The organism is Pseudomonas sp. MS646, assembly GCF_036693845.1.
GTDB classification, from domain to species: domain Bacteria; phylum Pseudomonadota; class Gammaproteobacteria; order Pseudomonadales; family Pseudomonadaceae; genus Aquipseudomonas; species Aquipseudomonas chlororaphis_E.
This window is the reverse complement of record NZ_CP144763.1, coordinates 2,563,806-2,580,328: the sequence shown is the minus strand read 5'-3', so window position 1 is coordinate 2,580,328 and position 16,523 is coordinate 2,563,806. Positions and strand designations below refer to the sequence as shown.

The 16,523-nt window shown below is 62.7% G+C and carries 13 protein-coding genes; 9 read left to right on the top strand and 4 right to left on the bottom strand.

Annotated features, from left to right (window positions below):
- The first annotated feature begins 15 nt into the window (after positions 1-15).
- The 3 genes from ppk2 to V3H56_RS11385 all read left to right on the top strand — a co-directional run bounded on the left by ppk2 (position 16) and on the right by V3H56_RS11385 (position 3,596).
- Positions 16-930 carry a polyphosphate kinase 2 gene (ppk2, locus tag V3H56_RS11395; RefSeq protein WP_042729724.1) on the top strand — a complete coding sequence of 305 codons (915 nt, stop codon included), beginning with the start codon at positions 16-18 and terminating at the stop codon, positions 928-930.
- 69 nt (positions 931-999) lie between these two features.
- Positions 1,000-2,619 carry an inorganic phosphate transporter gene (locus V3H56_RS11390; protein ID WP_042729723.1) on the top strand — a complete coding sequence of 540 codons (1,620 nt, stop codon included), beginning with the start codon at positions 1,000-1,002 and terminating at the stop codon, positions 2,617-2,619.
- A gap of 233 nt (positions 2,620-2,852) precedes the next feature.
- Positions 2,853-3,596, top strand: a complete 744-nt coding sequence (locus tag V3H56_RS11385; RefSeq protein WP_047735500.1) for an SDR family oxidoreductase — start codon at positions 2,853-2,855, stop codon at positions 3,594-3,596.
- A 66-nt stretch (positions 3,597-3,662) separates the two neighbouring features.
- Here the strand turns inward: V3H56_RS11385 and V3H56_RS11380 are convergent, their stop codons facing one another.
- The 4 genes from V3H56_RS11380 to V3H56_RS11365 all read right to left on the bottom strand — a co-directional run bounded on the left by V3H56_RS11380 (position 3,663) and on the right by V3H56_RS11365 (position 7,923).
- Entirely contained in the window at positions 3,663-4,028 is a 366-nt protein-coding gene (locus tag V3H56_RS11380) for a fe2+ zn2+ uptake regulation protein (RefSeq protein ID WP_234408035.1), read from the bottom strand.
- A 231-nt stretch (positions 4,029-4,259) separates the two neighbouring features.
- Positions 4,260-6,482 (bottom strand): TonB-dependent siderophore receptor, encoded by a 2,223-nt coding sequence (locus V3H56_RS11375; RefSeq protein ID WP_047735502.1) that lies wholly within the window; start codon positions 6,480-6,482, stop codon positions 4,260-4,262.
- Positions 6,483-6,604: 122 nt separating this feature from the next.
- Entirely contained in the window at positions 6,605-7,006 is a 402-nt protein-coding gene (locus V3H56_RS11370) for a ParB N-terminal domain-containing protein (protein ID WP_338474640.1), read from the bottom strand.
- Positions 7,007-7,032: 26 nt separating this feature from the next.
- A complete protein-coding gene (locus tag V3H56_RS11365; RefSeq protein WP_042729718.1) occupies positions 7,033-7,923 on the bottom strand; it encodes a CoA ester lyase in 891 nt (296 codons plus the stop codon).
- A 610-nt stretch (positions 7,924-8,533) separates the two neighbouring features.
- On the opposite strand from V3H56_RS11365, the gene V3H56_RS11360 reads away from it, so the two are divergent.
- From V3H56_RS11360 to V3H56_RS11335, 6 genes are read left to right on the top strand one after another with little or no spacing between them, the layout of a single operon-like run.
- Complete coding sequence (locus tag V3H56_RS11360) at positions 8,534-9,928, top strand: Y4yA family PLP-dependent enzyme (RefSeq protein WP_338474639.1); 1,395 nt, start codon at positions 8,534-8,536, stop codon at positions 9,926-9,928.
- A gap of 16 nt (positions 9,929-9,944) precedes the next feature.
- Complete coding sequence (locus tag V3H56_RS11355) at positions 9,945-10,988, top strand: cysteine synthase family protein (RefSeq protein WP_047735504.1); 1,044 nt, start codon at positions 9,945-9,947, stop codon at positions 10,986-10,988.
- Positions 10,989-11,016: 28 nt separating this feature from the next.
- Positions 11,017-12,165 carry an NAD/NADP-dependent octopine/nopaline dehydrogenase family protein gene (locus tag V3H56_RS11350; protein WP_042729715.1) on the top strand — a complete coding sequence of 383 codons (1,149 nt, stop codon included), beginning with the start codon at positions 11,017-11,019 and terminating at the stop codon, positions 12,163-12,165.
- A complete protein-coding gene (locus V3H56_RS11345) occupies positions 12,162-14,057 on the top strand; it encodes an IucA/IucC family protein (protein ID WP_338474638.1) in 1,896 nt (631 codons plus the stop codon). Before V3H56_RS11350 ends, V3H56_RS11345 begins: the two co-directional genes overlap by 4 nt.
- 16 nt (positions 14,058-14,073) lie before the next feature.
- A complete protein-coding gene (locus V3H56_RS11340; RefSeq protein WP_338474637.1) occupies positions 14,074-15,318 on the top strand; it encodes an MFS transporter in 1,245 nt (414 codons plus the stop codon).
- A 15-nt stretch (positions 15,319-15,333) separates the two neighbouring features.
- Entirely contained in the window at positions 15,334-16,518 is a 1,185-nt protein-coding gene (locus tag V3H56_RS11335; RefSeq protein ID WP_042729712.1) for an aminotransferase class V-fold PLP-dependent enzyme, read from the top strand.
- Positions 16,519-16,523 lie beyond the last annotated feature (5 nt).

Sequence of the window (16,523 nt, the reverse complement as noted above, 5' to 3'; positions counted from 1 at the left end):
CGCGAGTTCCCCCCCATGCTTAGCCAGGACATCTTGATCCAGCGCATCCACCGCGAGCTGCTCGATCACACCGACGAAGAGCTGGAACTGGAGTTATCCGAAGACGGGCATGACATGGACACCTTCTTCGACGAGCACACGCCGCCGGGCAGCGAAAAGGACAGTCGCCGGCGTTACTTCAGCGAGCTGTTTCGCTTGCAAGGCGAACTGGTGAAGCTGCAGAGCTGGGTGGTCAAGACCGGGCACAAGGTGGTGATCCTGTTCGAAGGCCGCGATGCCGCCGGCAAGGGTGGCGTCATCAAGCGCATCACCCAGCGACTCAACCCACGGGTCTGCCGGGTCGCCGCCCTGCCCGCGCCCAACGACCGTGAACGGACGCAATGGTACTTCCAGCGCTACGTCTCCCATCTGCCGGCAGCAGGCGAAATCGTGCTGTTCGACCGCAGTTGGTACAACCGCGCCGGGGTCGAGCAGGTCATGGGGTTCTGCACCGCCGACCAGTACGAAGAGTTCTTTCGGACCGTGCCGGAATTCGAGCGGATGCTCGCCCGCTCGGGCATCCAGCTGATCAAGTACTGGTTCTCGATTTCCGACCAGGAACAGCACCTGCGTTTTCTCAGTCGCCTCCACGACCCGCTCAAGCAATGGAAGCTCAGCCCCATGGACCTGGAGTCCCGCCGGCGCTGGGAAGCCTATACCAAGGCCAAGGAAATCATGCTCGAACGCACCCACATCGCCGAGGCCCCGTGGTGGGTGGTGCAAGCCGACGACAAGAAAAAGGCCCGACTCAATTGCATTCATCACCTGCTGGGGCAGATGCCCTACGAAGAGGTGGAAGTGCCGGCAATCGAGTTGCCACAACGGGTGCGACAGGAAGATTACACCCGCAGCCCGACGCCACCGGAGCTCATCGTGCCGCAGGTCTATTGATCCGGACCTGATCGGGCACCCGACCTCGAGCCTTCCCTCAACAGCTTATTATTAGAAGCGGATTTCATCATGACGAACCCGACCCTGGCCATGGACTCACCGAGTTCAGTCGCCCACAGCTCAAGACCGCAACTCAACCGCAAGCCGAGCGTGATCACCCTGGTGGTGTTTTTCGCCGTGCTGGGCAGCGGGCTGCTGTTCACCGCCTACAGCCTGATGCACGACATGAACGAACTGGGCACGGTGGTGACCACCTGGACGCCATTTCTGCTGTTGGGCGTAGCCCTGCTGATCGCCCTGGGCTTCGAGTTCGTCAACGGCTTCCATGACACCGCCAATGCCGTCGCCACGGTCATCTACACCAACTCCATGGCACCGAATTTCGCCGTGGCCTGGTCGGGCTTCTTCAACTTCCTCGGGGTGCTGCTGTCCAGCGGCGCGGTGGCCTTCGGCATCATTGCGCTGCTGCCGGTGGAACTGATCCTGCAGGTCGGCTCTTCCGCCGGTTTCGCCATGATCTTCGCCCTGTTGATCGCCGCCATCCTGTGGAACCTGGGCACTTGGTGGCTGGGCTTGCCGGCCTCCTCGTCCCACACCCTGATTGGCTCGATCATTGGTGTCGGGGTCGCCAACGCGCTGATGCATGGCCGCGACGGCACCAGCGGCGTGGACTGGGCCCAGGCCACCAAGATCGGCTACGCGTTGCTGCTGTCGCCACTGGTGGGTTTCGGCTGCGCCGCGTTGCTGCTCCTGGCGCTGCGCGCCTTCGTCAAGAACCGCGCGCTGTACAAGGCACCCGAAGGCAACACGCCGCCGCCGTGGTGGATTCGCGGCATGCTGATCCTGACCTGCACCGGTGTGTCCTTCGCCCACGGTTCCAACGACGGGCAGAAAGGCATGGGCCTGATCATGTTGATCCTGGTCGGCACCCTGCCCATGGCTTACGCGCTGAACCGCGCCATGCCCGCCGACCAGGCGCTGCAATTCGCCGCCGTGGCCGAAGTCACTCAACAGGCCCTGGTGAAGAACTCGCCGCTGCCGGCACCGGCAGATCCACGCGCGATCCTGACCACCTACGTCGGCACCAAGGAGGCGACGCCGCAACTGGTTCCGGCCCTCGCTGCCCTGACCGGCAGTATCGGCGCCGAGGTCAAGGGCTACGGCTCGCTGGCCAGGGTGCCAGCCGAGGCCGTGGGCAACGTGCGCAACGACATGTACCTGACCAGCGAAACCATCCGCCTGATGGACAAGAACAAGGTCGGCCACTTCGACGCCGACACCAGCGCCAAGCTGCAACTGTTCAAGCAGCAGATCGACAATTCCACACGCTTCATCCCGCTGTGGGTGAAGATCGCCGTGGCCATCGCCCTCGGCCTGGGCACCATGGTCGGCTGGAAACGCATTGTGGTGACGGTGGGTGAAAAAATCGGCAAGAGCCACCTGACCTACGCCCAGGGCGCCTCGGCCGAAACCGTCGCGATGCTGACCATCGGCGCCGCCGACATGTTCGGCCTGCCGGTGTCCACCACCCACGTCCTGTCGTCGGGCGTGGCCGGGACCATGGTCGCCAACGGGGCCGGCTTGCAAATGCGCACGATCCGCAACCTGGTAATGGCCTGGGTCCTGACGCTGCCTGCCGCGATCCTGTTGTCCGGGAGCCTGTACTGGTTGTTCACCCGGCTGTTCTGATGCCTTTAGCGCCAAGGCCCCACGGATGGGACCTTGGGCGACGATCTGCGCAGCAGCAGGATGGGTCACGCCATACGAGTTATAACGACCAACGTGAAGGTTGTTTTGACCCTGGCCAGCGCGAGTCAAATTGACACGATCAGTTTCAAGTCATTGATTTATATAGTGCTACCGATTGGCACGGTTTCTGATCAGGTCACTCGCCCCTTTTGGCGAACCTAGGAAGAAGCCCCATGCACAATGAATTCAAGCCCAACCTCAGCGTAGTCACCGGTGCCAGTTCGGGCATCGGCCTGGCCGTCACCCGGCGCCTGCTGGAAAGCGGTTCGAAGGTGGTGGCGATGTCGCGCCAGATCGGCGGCCTCGGCGAACTGGTCGAGCGCTTCGGCGACCTGCTGTCCTGGTTGCCTGGCGACGTCACACAGGTAGCGGACCAGGCCAGGCTGGCGCAACGGGTCGGCACCCTGGGCCAGGTGGATTGCCTGGTGCCCAACGCCGGCATCGCACAACTGGCCGATGGCCTGGACCTGGCGGCCTTCGACCGTCAATGGGCAGTCAATGGCGCGGGCGCGCTCAACACCTTGAGCAGCCTGCGCGAGCATCTGGCCCCTGAGGCATCGGTGGTCTTCATCGGGACCTTCCTGGAACAGGCCACCTTTGCCGGGTTGGCCGCGTACATTGCCTCCAAGGCCGCATTGCGCGCGCAGATGCGCACCCTGGCGGTAGAACTGGCGCCCCACGGCGTGCGCCTCAACATGGTCTCACCGGGGCCAACCGCCACGCCGATCTGGGGCACCCTGGGCCTTGATGAACAGGCCTTGGGCTCCGTGGCCAACACGGTCAACCAGCGGTTATTGACGGGCCAGTTTCTTGAGCCGCAAGCCGTGGCCGACGTCATTCTCTTCCAGTTGAGCCGGGGTGCACGCGGCGTGTATGGCCAGGACTGGATCGTGGACAACGGCTACACCTTGCGTTGATCGTCCGGTGCGCGGTTCGCAACTGCCGCGCACCTACCCCCTTTTTTGAATCCTTGCCCTTGCGGGTCACCGTCCGTCATCGAGGTGCTGTTCGAGCATCGCCCAAGCCTCGGCGGTGAAGCAGTAGGTCTTGTCTGCCTGGAACAGGATGAGTCCCTCTTCGCAAAGTCGCCTGAGCACTTCGCGCACACTGACGAACGACAGGTCGGCAGACGTTTTCGCCAAATAAGCATGCACGCCGCGCACGCCCATCGTGCGGCCGTCCTGGGCGGCCGCCAGCAACGCGTTGATCACCTTGAAGCGGATCAGGCTGGTGCGCAGTCCATAACAACGCAGCAGGTCGCGAATCGGTTCGTTGGCGCACCGGTCGGGATCGTGGGCCTGCGGCTCTGCCGCCGGGCGCAATGGCGCGCGCGCATTGGAGGGCGTCATGCCTGGATTGCCTTGCATATGAAAAGTCCTTTTCAGAGGGTGATCGAACGGGGGTGGCCCGGTACGGCGGCCACCCGTTGTTGTGCGTCTAGGCTATGTACGAAATAGCCTGAAACTTGGTTATGCGGCGTTAAAAACCGGCTCGGAATGCTCATTGACAACCAGTCAACTGCGCTTCCTCGCCGGTTTTTGCCTTGCCTAACCTGCGTTTCAAACTATTTCGTACACAGTCTAGAAATCGACCGTGGCCGACAACTGCAACGTGCGTGGCGAACCGGCGGAAAACGCACCATACGAGGCGACGCCCGACCAGTACTCGCGATCGAACACGTTTTGCACCGTGGCCCGGAACGTCGTCGGCCGGCCTTCGATTTTGGTGGCGTAGCGGGCTCCTGCATCGAAGCGGGTCCAGGCATCCAGCGACTGGGTGTTGGCCTGGTTGACGTACTGCTTGTCGGTATAGATCGCCCCGCCGGTGAGGGTAAAGCCTTGCACCCATGGGGTGTCCCATTCGGCCCAGAGGTTGGCCTGGACGTCCGGCACGCCTACGGGTTTGTTGCCCCGGTTGGCGGCGGTGGCCGACTCCGTCAACTCGCCATCGAGCAGCGTCACGCCGCCCATCAGCCGGGTGCCGGGGGCAACTTCGCCGAACATGCTCAGCTCGACACCGCGGTTGCGTTGCTCGGCCTGCACCGAGAACACGCCATCCGCGCCCAGCTCGCCACCCGGCTTCTCGATCTGGAACAACGCCAGGGTGGTCATGAAGGTGCCATGCTCATACTTGACGCCGAGCTCGTGCTGCTTGGACTCGTAGGGGGCGAACGTCATGCCGCTGTTGCTTGCCCCACTCGGCGCGGTATCGCCTTTGCTCAGGCCCTCGACATAGTTGTAGTAGAAGGACACGTCGTCCCAGGGCTTGACCACCACGCCCACCATCGGGTTGGTCGCGCTGTCGTCATAGCGGGAGCTGACCGCGCCGTTGCTGTAATTGCGCGACTCCACGTTTTGCCGGCGCAGGCCCAGGGTCAGTTGCAACCGGTCGTCGAGCACCGACAGCGTGTCGGTCACGGCGACGCCGGACAGCTCCGATTCGGACACCCGTTGGACCTTGGGCGAACGCAGGTACTGCTTGGGGGCATCCACGGGGTGGTAGATGTTCGAGGTAATCGCCGTACCGTTGGTGATCCCCCGGGACAATTCATCCTGATAGGTGGTCGCCATCACCGTGGTGGTGTGGGTGACGGGGCCGGTGGCGAACACGCCGCGCAAGCCGACGTCGGCGGTCGAACGATCGACGTTGAACTTATAGTGCCCCGGCACGTTGCTGGTATCCCCGGCACTGTTGAGGATCCTGGGCACCTGGTCGGACATCCGATCGACGTCCGAGCGGCCACCGCCGGCATGAGCGAACACGGTCAGCGAATCGTTCAGGTCATACTCGCCGCCCAGCAGGGCCGACTGTTCACGGGTGTCCGACCAGCCCCACTTCTGCGGCAGGTTGGTCCGGCCGTTGGGCGCGGACGGCACCTCCACGCCCGGTGCGATCGTGAAGGGCCGCGAGGCACCTTCGAAGCTTTCTTTCTGGCTGATGAAATCGAGGTTCAAGCGCAACCGCTCGCCCCGGTAATCGAGGGCAATGGCGCCGATGTTCAGCTCACGCTCCTGATCGTCCACGACAGTATCGCCGCCCCGCAGGCTGCCATTGAAGCGCACGCCAAACTGGTTCTCGGAACCGAAGCGGCGACTGAGATCAAGATGACCGCCGACCTGGGAATCGGATTCGTAGGTGGTGGTCAAGCGCGTCAGGTCTTCGTCCAGCGGGCGCTTGGGGACGATATTGATCACCCCGCCGATGCCACTGTTCGGTGAAATCCCGTACATCAGGGCGCCCGGCCCCTTGAGGACTTCAACCCGTTCGGCGTACTCGGTAAACACCCGATAGTTGGGTGCCACGCCGTAGACGCCGTCGTAGGCCAACTCGCCGATGTTGCCCTCGCCGATCGGAAAGCCACGGATGAAGAACGAATCGACGATGCCGCCCGTCTGCCCTGTCGAGCGCACCGAGGGATCCCTCTGCAAGGCGTCGGCCACGGTCACGGTCTGCAGATCGGCCAACGTCTTGGCGGTGTAGCTGGTCACGTTGAAGGGGGTGTCCATCACGTCCTTGTTGCCCATCATGCCCAGGCGTGCCCCACGGGCCACCTGCCCGCTCGCGAGCGCCGGCGGCAGCGCGGTCGCGCCGTTGTAGGCACCGGTGATGTTGATCTCATCGAGGGTCAGGCCCTGGGCATCCGCCGGCGCCGAAGCGTCGGCGTTCGCGTCGGCACTGGCCGGCGACGTGGAGGTTGCAGCCCAGCTGTTGGCGCTCCCTGCGACCAGAACAATGCCCAGCGTGGCGCAACGAATCGCGAATGAAAGCGCGGATTCACCGCAAGGTCGACGTGCAACAGACATGACGTAAGGATCCTTTTCAGCAAGAGAAAATGGTAATCACTCCTATTGCCAGCCGACCTGCGGAAAAGTATCACCCCACGGGCGTTATTTTTTTCCGCACCCTGCCCGCCCCGGCGAGCCGCCTACCCATACAGGCGCTCCAGCGGGATCGCGATGACCGGCAGGGCCGGGTAGAACGCGTGCCGCGTAGTCTTGTACGGGAACAGTTCGCCGCGCTCGATGGTGGTGAAAATCCGCGCCACCTCGAACGCCTGGCCGGTCTGCCAGTGCCGCACGCGCACCCGAGGATCGGCATAGTCGAGCTGGATGCACGGCACTCGCTTCAACCCCAACTGCAGCGCCGCGTTCAGCCGGTGGTTGCCGTCCATCACGATGCCTCGGGAGCGCTCGACAATGATCGGTTCCAGCCAATGGCCGGCCCGGAAGATCGACTGCCGGACCGACTCCACGTTGGCCGGATCGACGTGCTCCGATTGCAGCACCTCGCACAACGGTCGGAGCGAAATCTGATAACCCTGTTGCATGGCATTTCCCCTGATCGATGGCCGGTTCAGCAGGCATCCGCCTTGGCGGGTTCCCCGTAGAGACTGGCCACGTCCAGCAGCCGTTGCGCATGCTCGATGAGGGGCAGATCCACCATCTCGCCGTCCACCTGCACGGCATGGCTGCCACTGGCCACGGCCTGCATCACCCGGTCCGCCCACGCCAACTGGTGGGCATCGGGCAGGAATGCCTGCTGGACCGTACGCAACTGGCCGGGGTGGATGCAGAGCTTGGCGCCAAAGCCCAGGGACCTGGCGTAGTGCGCCTCGTGCTTGACCGCCGCCAGGTCGCTGATCGCCGGGGTCACGCCGTCGACCGGTGCCGGCAAGCCGGCGGTTCGCGACGCCAGCACGATGCGATTGCGGGCGAAGAGAAACGCCTCGGGCACCTGGCTGCAGTTGATGTCCAGGGAAAAATCCAGGGAGCCGAACGCCAGCCGCGAGAGCCCGGCGATGCCGGCGATCGACTCGACCTCATGCAAGCCCCTGGCGGTCTCGATGATGGCGACGACCTTGAGCCCGGGCCTCCACGCCAGCAAGCGCTCGACCACCTCGGACAACCCCTCGCCATACTGCGCCTTGGGCAGGAAGATTCCCGAGCAGCGCTGCGGGTAGCGCATGTCTTCGAGCCACTTGAGGTCCTGGCGGAAGAACTCACTGCCAACGCTGTTCAGGCGGATGTAGCGCTGGCAGGAAACGTTGGGCGAACTCTCCTGCCAGGCCCAGATCGCGGCGCGGGCCGCGGCTTTGCTGTCGGGATGAACCGCGTCCTCGAGGTCGAGGATGATCGCGTCCGGAGCCGCCGCGACGGCCTTGGCGAAACGCTCGGGGCGGTTCCCCGGGACGAACAGGTAGCTGATGGGAAGCGTGGGGGTGGTACCGGGACGTTCAGTGGTCATAAAGCTCTCCTAGGCATGCAACTGTCGTGGTTCAAGCGAAATTTCATCGATTTCGGGCGGGGCCATCGCGGTCCTGCAACAGCCCCTTACAACGTCGGTTAATTCCTTGTTGATCAAGGTATTAAGGCGCTCTTCCAAGTACGGATGGGCACCTGCAAACGTGAGCAAACAAGCGTTTGCACACGTTCAGCCAACGAGTAAATATTCAAAATATTTGAAAACCTTACTTGATAATCGTTCGCGTTAGCAATATGGTTCTCGCCATCGAAGATATCTCTCACACAACAAAGGAAGTTTTCGTACTCCCCAAGGAAGTGCAGTGCAGTGATGTCATTTGAATGTCAGCTAATGACCCTGTTCGAGAATAAGCCGCAGACTCGATAACGGCCTCTTCACGCCCAGGTAAAACCTCATGGAATGGATTTCTATGCAATATCTTTGTGAAGTATTGATAAAACCTGACGTCACGATAGTGAGGCCGGGTTTCGTTTGGCACGCACCGCCAGGCGTTTAAATCGTTCATGCCTGAAAAACGGCAAGTTCATATTCTTCGATAACACCAAGTTATCGAAAACTTGATGGGTGTTGATTTATACGCCAGGGGTTAACTATGCCTACTGTAATGACGCCAACATTTAACAATGTAACTGAAGTGCATCAACCGACCCTCTTGGCGCCATTGCTCGACCCGCTAATCGCGCAGTTCATCCAGCACTGTCCAGGCAAACTTTCAGCACTGGTCGACCACTATGGATCGCCGCTGAACCTGGTATGGCCCCACGCATTCAAGCTCAACGCGGCGGCGCTTCAGGGCGTGCTGAAACACTACAACGTCGCCCACACGCTGTTTTACGGCGCCAAGGCCAACAAGTCCCAGAGCCTGCTGGCGGCGGCAGCGGCGATGGGCATTGGTGTCGATGTTTCGAGCCTTCACGAGTTGCACGCCGCGTTACGGGCCGGTATTCCAGGACAGCATTTATGCGCAACGGGACCGGCGAAAACGACAGTATTCCATCAAGCCCTGGTGGACGTCGGCGCCCTCATCTGTGTGGACTCACGGGAAGAAATCGGCCACCTGGCAACGCTGCTGGCGTCCAGAACAGCGTCAAGAAAAGCCAGAATCCTGTTGCGTTACCGGCCAAAAAGCTGCCCGACGAGCCGCTTTGGCATGGGCGCCGACGATGTGCTCGGGTGCCTGCAACAGTTGGCGCAGGAACGACAGCATTTTCACTTCGAAGGTTTTCATTTCCACCTCGGCGGCTACGGCCATGAATCGCGCGTCCAGGCGTTTGGCGAAGTGGTGGCGTATGTCGACGCCGCCCGGGAAATGGGGCTGGCCCCCGTCATGATCGACATCGGTGGAGGCCTGCCCATCCGATATGTCGACCCGCAGCGCTATGACAGTTTCCTGCGCAACGACAATAACCCCAGCCATTATTACAACCACACAGTGCCCGAGGCTTTTTACCCCTACGGCAGTCAACTCACCGCCAGCCAATGGTTGGCATTGTTCCTGGAGTCCGATTGTTTACCCGGCCAAACGATTGCCCATTATCTGCAATCGCAAAACATGACCTTGGCCCTGGAACCCGGCCGAAGTTTGGTCGACCAGGCCGCCATTTCAGTGTTCCGGGTGACTCGCTGTAAAAAACTGGCCAATGACAAAACCGTTATTTTCGTCGAGGGCAGCAGTTTCAGTGCCTGTGAAACATGGTTTTCATCCGAATACCTGGTGGACCCGATCCTGATCAGTGCAAGCGCGCCACCGCACACCCCGACACACGCCTATATCGCCGGACATAGTTGCCTGGACGATGACGTCATTACTTATCGCCTGATCAACTTTGAAACCTCACCCCAGGCCGGTGACTTATTGATCTACGCCAACACCGCCGGTTATCAGATGGACCTGCTGGAAAATGAATTCCATCGCCATCCCCTGCCCCGGCGTATTACCGCCACTTGTTGTACGCAAGGCCACTACACATTTTTACCTGACTGCTAAAAAGGGAGTCTTACTCATGATACTTGGCAAAGTTTCAGAACTGATTGGCAACACGCCCATGTTGGGCATCGATGTGCCTGATACCAATGCACGGCTGCTGCTGAAGATCGAAAAGAACAACCCCGGTGGCAGCATAAAAGACCGCATGGCCAGGAACATGGTGCTGGCGGCCCTCAAGTCAGGACGCCTGAAGCCCGGTGGCGTGGTCGTGGAGTCGTCTTCCGGCAACACGGGCATCGGCTTGGCCATGGCGGCCGTGGAGTTCGGCCTGCAGTTCATTGCCGTGGTCGATCATCACGCGGCACAGGACAAAATCGCGGTCATGAAAGCCTTGGGCGCCGATGTTCGATTCGTCGCCGGCAACTACCGCGAAGATGAAGTCGCCGTGGTCGAGCGCCAGCGGATGGCCGCCGAACTGGCGACGCAGATTCCCGGTGCCGTGTTCATGAACCAGTCGGACAACGCCGCCAACGCCGGTGGCTACAGCGACTTCGTGCGCGAAACCATTGCCCAGGCGCACGGCACGATCGGTGCCTATGTCGGCTGTGTCGGCACCGGTGGCTCGATGACCGGCATCGCCCGCGGCCTGAAAGTGCATGACCCCGAGACGGTGACCGTCGGGGTCGAGCCCGCCGGTTCCATTGTGTTCGGCCATCCCGGTTATCCGTACTACCAGTCCGGCACGGGTACCCCGGCCGGCGACACCGTCGGCCTGGTGCTCGACTACAGCTGCATCGACCTGGGCGTGCAGGTCACCGACAGCCAGGCCTTCGAAACCGCACGCTACGTCGCCCGCAACCTGGCGCTGCTGGTGGGCGGTTCGACCGGTGGTGCGATTTTCAAGGCCCTGGAGTTGATCCACGCCGGCGTGCTGACCGGCAACGTCGTGGTGCCGATCGCCGATGGCGGCGAAAAATACCTGCACACCGTCTTCAACGAACAATGGCTGCAAGAGCGTGGCTTGCTCGACCCGAACGTTGGCGCGCAGCTGGACACCTGGCTGGGCAAGACCCAATGGCTGGAGTCCAGCTCGGCGCCCCTGCAACTGAGCGTTGCGTAACCTTCACCCCACACAGGAACGCCTCTGAATGAATGTGCTGAAAGTCGCCATCTGTGGCGGTGGCAGGACCGGCCACCTGAACGCAGTCCTGTTCAAGCAACTGCCCGATGTCCAGGTCTCGCTGCTCACCCGCAATGCGCAGGTCGTCGAGCAACACCTCCGTCGGACGCCGATACAGGCGCTGATGCCGGACGGCTCGACGCTGAGCGCGCAACTGGACCGAGTGACCACGGACGCCAAGGCCGCGGTCGAGGACGCCGACATCGTGATCATCACGGTGCCGGCCCACGCCCGCCCGCAAACCCTGCAAAGCATCGCCGCGCACCTGAGCACGGACAAACCGGTGTACATCGGTGCCATCCCGGGCTTCTGCGGGTTCGATTGGCTGGCCGAAGCCGCGCTGGCGCAGCGACCCAACCTGGTGATCTGGGGCATGAAGGATGTCCCGCACACGGCGTTCGATCTCAAGCCCGGGCGGTCGATCCGCATGGGCGGCGGCAAAAGCCAGCTGTACGTCGCGACCCACGCCCGTGAATCGCAGGCCTCGCGCCAACAGCTCGGCGAACTGCTCAGCCGCTTGTACGGCCCATGCGTGACGTTGCTCGACAACTACCTGGAAATCACCCTGACGCCCGGCAATCCGATCATGCACAGCTCGGTGATCTACGGGCTGATCGGGCCCTACGGCCAGTGGCATCGCAAGATCTTCCCGCAGCCGCTGTGCTGGTGGACGGAGTGCCCGGAACTGGGGGCCTACTTCCTGGAGCGCATGGACGAGGAAAGCCAACGGCTCTGCGCCGTCATCAGCGAACGCCTGGGCGTGGACCTGTCTTCGGTCAAGTCCTTGAAACAGGAAATCGTCGACGCCTACGGCGAGCAGATCCGTGACCGCAGCAGCATGTTGTCGATCCTGCGCACCAACCAGGCCTACAACGACATCCTCGCGCCGATGGTGCCCGCCGATAACAACCGCGCCGGCTACGTGATCGAGCGCCAGAGCCGCGCCTTCAATGAAGACGTCGCCTACGGCCTGGTGCTGCTGGTGGAAATGGCCAGGCGCTTCGAACTGAAGGTGCCCTACATCGAGGAAGTTCTGCAGTGGAGCGTGGCCTACATGCAGGGCTTGCGCGACTCGGCGCTGGACTACTTCCCCCGTCACTGGCCCCACGCGGCATGAGCCCAACCTCCTCTTTACTCATCGACGAGCAGACAGCCGATATGGATGACTTCAAGACACTGATCGCTTACTCCCGCAAAAACGCCATGCGCCGCCTGGTGCGTTGCCTGTTTGCCGAGAACATCCTGGATCGCCGCGCCCTGGTGTTTTGCGCCGACGGCACGCAGGCCACCTACCCGCTCAAGAACGCCCGGGGACATCTGTTTTTTTCGCACATCACCCTGGCCCCGGCCGATACCCTGATCCACGACGGTGAAGTGGTGCTGGTCACCGACGAAGGTGTGCGCCAGGTGGTCGACAGCCACCAGGACCTGCTGGACGTGCTGCGGGACAGCTTCGATTTCGCGCCCACCGACGAAGGCGTGGCCGGGCTCAAGGCCGACATGGAGAACAGCCTGATGAACGATGCCCACGCCCGCCGGCATCGCCAGCAATGGAACGCCCGGCTGGCCCAGGCCAGCCAGGGTCGAGGCCTCGCCAGCCTGACCGACTATCTGCGCCAACACGCCAGCACCCAGGACGCGGCGATCCTGCTGGACCAATGGGGTTCACTGGAAGGCCACCCGTATTACCCCACGTGGAAGTCCCGCCCGGGCCTCAGCGATGCAGAAGTCGAGCAGCTGTCGCCCGAGTTCAATGCCCAGGTGCCCCTGCGTATCGCGGCATTGCGCGCCGACATGGCCATCAGCGAGAGCATGCCCCACGTCACCGATTACCTGGGCTGGTTCGCGGCGAACTTCCCGGCGCACTGGGAGCAATGGAAAACTGCGCTCAACGACAGAGGCCTGGATGAAAAACAGTGGCTGCCGCTGCCGATCCACGCCTGGCATTTGCAGGCTTATGTGCTGAAGCATTTCGCCGCGGAAATTGAACAAGGCATCCTGATCACCGACGGCCCGGACATCCTCACCCTGCCCACCATGTCCTATCGGACCATGATGCCCGCGCAGCAAGAGGCCGCGCCGCTGATCAAACTGCCCATTGCGGTGTGGATGACCAGTGAGCTGCGCAGCCTGCAAGCCAAGTCGATCCACATGGGCCCGCGCATCAGCACGGTGATCACGCAGATCCTTGCCGCCGAAAACGGCTTTGGCCAGCGCCTGGAAATCTTCCCGGAGGAGATCGGCGTGCGCTACCGCAACGCGATCACCCAGGACGACGCCCCCGGTCGGCACCTGTCGGTGGTCTATCGCGCCAGCAGGCAGGCCTTACAGCGCAACGACGACTGCCTGCCCATCACCGTCGCATCGCTGTTCACGCGCCTGCCCGGCAGTGCTCGCCCATTGTTCACCGACCTGATCGAACGCGACGGCTTGCGCGCCAGCGCCCGCAATGTGGAGGACTGGTTCCGCCAGTACGCCAGGGTGGTCACGCACCCGGTGGTGGCGATCTACCTGATGTACGGTATCGGGCTGGAGGCCCACCAGCAAAACACCATGGTGCTGTTTTCCCCCGATGGCAAAGCGCGTAGTCTGCTGATCCGCGATTTTGGCGACGGCCGTACCTACGCGCCGCTGCTGGAAGCGCGTGGCTATACCTTGCAGCCCCATGTCCAGCCCGGCATCTTGCCGACGGTGTTCGTGGAGGATATCGAGCCGGTGCGCATGTTCGTGCTGGACGCCGCGTTCCTGACCCACCTGCACGAAGTCGCGCTGTGGCTGAGCACGGAATATGCGCTGGACGACACCCGGCTGTGGACCGTGCTGCGGGAGGAAACCGAAAGTGCCTTCGAGGCCGTGCGCGACCGTGTCGCGGCGCCGCTGTGGGAAGTCGAACGCCAGGCCTTCCTTGAAGACCCGTGGCCAACACGATCGCTGCTGCGCATGCATTTGCTGCAGTATTCCAACTATCGTTTGCAGCACACGCTGACCAACCCGCTTGCCAGCGCCTAACCACCGAGGCTGAGTCATGTCCCACGCAGGTGTCACCCAGGGTTTGAACGTAAGAATCCTGATTTATCTTCTGTTCGCGATCCAGCTCGTCTCCATGGGTGCGATGGAAATGAGCGGGCCGTTCTGGCCGGTCCACCTGCGTGGGCTGACGTCCTCGGAGTCGGTTTTCAGCTTCGCCAGCATCGCCGTGTACGTCGGGCCGATGCTGGGCATCATCCTGACCAGTGCCTTCTGGGGCCGTATCGGCGACCGCTATGGCCACAAGTTGATGATGATCCGCGCCCTTGCCGGGCTGTCCTTGACCCAACTGGGCCTGGCGCTGGCCGGGGACATCTGGGTGATCCTGGTGCTGCGCTTCCTGCAAGGCGCCTTCGCCGGCTACATTGCCCCGGCGCAGGCCTACGGCGTCAGCATCGAAGCCCCTTCGCGCCGGGCGCGGCTGTTCGCGATCCTGCAGATATCGACCAACGTGGGGTCGTTGCTCGGCGCGGTGGTCGGCGGCCTGATCCTCGATTACGCCACGTTCTTCTGGATCAACATGATCGCGGCGGTACTGTGCGCAGTCTGCACGGTGGTGGCTGCCGTGACCCTGCCGGACGTGCCGCCGGTGAAAAAGCCAGCCGCTCAGACCGCCAGTGCGGCCACCGGACGCGGCAGCAGCCCCTGGCAGGGATCGCCGCTGTTGTCGTTGCTGTGCGTGATGGGCATCCTGCTGCTGGCGCGGATGCTGCCGCAGACCTCATTTTCCCTGTACGTGAGCACGGTATTCGAGGTCAGCAACGCCGTCGTCGGCTTGTGTTACGGCCTGTTGGCCCTGGGTTTCATCCTGTCGGCCACGGCCTGGTCACGCTACTTCGAACACCGCTCCCAGCAGGACACCCTGCAACGCATCACCTACGTCGTGCTGGGTTGTATCGCGCTGACCGCCGTGGCGGGCGTCACGCGCAACGCCCTGGTGTTCGTGGTGGCCTATTTCATCTGGGGCGTGCTGCTCGGTGCCACCACACCGGTGCTGATGGCGCTGATTTCGAAAGCGGCCGACAGCAGCCAGCAAGGCCATGTGCTCGGGATCGCCCAGGGCAGCGCGCAGTTTGCATCGATCGCGGGGATCTGCGTGGGCGGCCTGCTCAGCCAGGTCTATGGTTTGCAGTACACCTACCTGTTCGTCTGCCTGGCGTATGCGCTGGCGCTGATCCCGGTCGTCGCGTTGCGCTACTGGCCCGCCAGCCTGCAAGCCAGCCCCGCGCCGCCGGGGGAATGATCAAGGAGTTTCGCTTTGGACATTGAACAACTGCGCGCCGACACGCCCGGTGCCGCGGAGCTGATCCACTTCAACAATGCCGGCGCAGCGCTGATGCCCCAGCCGGTGCTCGACGCCATCACCGGCCACTTGCAGCGTGAGGCCTGCCTGGGAGGCTACGAAGCCGCCGCAGAACAGGCGCAAGCACTGGAGAACGTCTATGGCGCCATTGGCCGTCTGATCAACGCCCGGGCCGATGAAATCGCCGTGATCGAAAACGCCACCCGCGCCTGGGACATGGCCTTCTACTCCTTGCCATTGAGGCCGGGCGACGTGGTGCTGACGTCCACCACCGAGTACGCCGGCAACTACATTCCCTACCTGCAACTGCAACGCCAGCGCGGGATCGAGCTTCGGGTCCTGCCCAACGATGAGCACGGCCAGGTCTGCCTGTCGGCGCTCAAGACCCTTCTGGACGATGAACGCGTGGCGCTGGTGTCGCTTCCGGTGATCGCCACCAACGGCGGCCCGGTCCAACCCATCGAACAGATCGGCGCATTGACGCGGGCAGCCGGCAAGCTGTTCCTGCTGGACGCCTGCCAGGGCGTCGGGCAGATGCCCATCGACGTGAAGAAGATCGGCTGCCACATGCTCGCCGCCACCAGCCGCAAGTATCTGCGGGGCCCCCGGGGCATGGGCTTTCTGTACGTCGAACACGCGTTGTGCCAGACCCTTGAGCCGACGTTCCTCGACCTTCACGCCGCGTCGCTGCTGACACCCGAAACCTTCGCCATCCGCGACGACGCCAGACGCTTCGAAAACTGGGAATGCAACGTGGCGGCGAAGCTGGGCCTCGGTGCCGCCGTGGAGTACGCCCTCGCCCAGGGTATCGAACCGATGTGGCAACGCATCCAGCAACTGGCCAGCCACTTGCGCACACAATTGGCGACGGTCCCCGGGGTAACCGTCCAGGACCTGGGCGCGCTCAAGTCAGGCATCGTGACGTTCACCCATCACCAGAGCGACGCGACCCAGCTCCAGCAGTGGTTGGCGCAGCAAGCCAGACGCATCAACGTCAGCACCTCCCGGGCCGGCTCGACGTTGCTGGACATGCAGCAGCGCGGCCTGCCAGAAGTCAGTCGCGCGTCCGTCCACGCGTACAACACCCACGCTGAAATCGACGCCCTGGTACACGCCCTCAGGCGCCTGCCCGGCCGCTGAAAGGC

Bases quoted from the DNA above. Each gene is read 5' to 3' on its own strand.
- ppk2 (WP_042729724.1), top strand. From the start codon at position 16: ATGCTTAGCCAGGACATCTTGATCCAGCGCATCCACCGCGAGCTGCTC.
- V3H56_RS11390 (WP_042729723.1), top strand. From the start codon at position 1,000: ATGACGAACCCGACCCTGGCCATGGACTCACCGAGTTCAGTCGCCCAC.
- V3H56_RS11385 (WP_047735500.1), top strand. From the start codon at position 2,853: ATGCACAATGAATTCAAGCCCAACCTCAGCGTAGTCACCGGTGCCAGT.
- V3H56_RS11380 (WP_234408035.1), bottom strand. From the start codon at position 4,028: ATGACGCCCTCCAATGCGCGCGCGCCATTGCGCCCGGCGGCAGAGCCG.
- V3H56_RS11375 (WP_047735502.1), bottom strand. From the start codon at position 6,482: ATGTCTGTTGCACGTCGACCTTGCGGTGAATCCGCGCTTTCATTCGCG.
- V3H56_RS11370 (WP_338474640.1), bottom strand. From the start codon at position 7,006: ATGCAACAGGGTTATCAGATTTCGCTCCGACCGTTGTGCGAGGTGCTG.
- V3H56_RS11365 (WP_042729718.1), bottom strand. From the start codon at position 7,923: ATGACCACTGAACGTCCCGGTACCACCCCCACGCTTCCCATCAGCTAC.
- V3H56_RS11360 (WP_338474639.1), top strand. From the start codon at position 8,534: ATGCCTACTGTAATGACGCCAACATTTAACAATGTAACTGAAGTGCAT.
- V3H56_RS11355 (WP_047735504.1), top strand. From the start codon at position 9,945: ATGATACTTGGCAAAGTTTCAGAACTGATTGGCAACACGCCCATGTTG.
- V3H56_RS11350 (WP_042729715.1), top strand. From the start codon at position 11,017: ATGAATGTGCTGAAAGTCGCCATCTGTGGCGGTGGCAGGACCGGCCAC.
- V3H56_RS11345 (WP_338474638.1), top strand. From the start codon at position 12,162: ATGAGCCCAACCTCCTCTTTACTCATCGACGAGCAGACAGCCGATATG.
- V3H56_RS11340 (WP_338474637.1), top strand. From the start codon at position 14,074: ATGTCCCACGCAGGTGTCACCCAGGGTTTGAACGTAAGAATCCTGATT.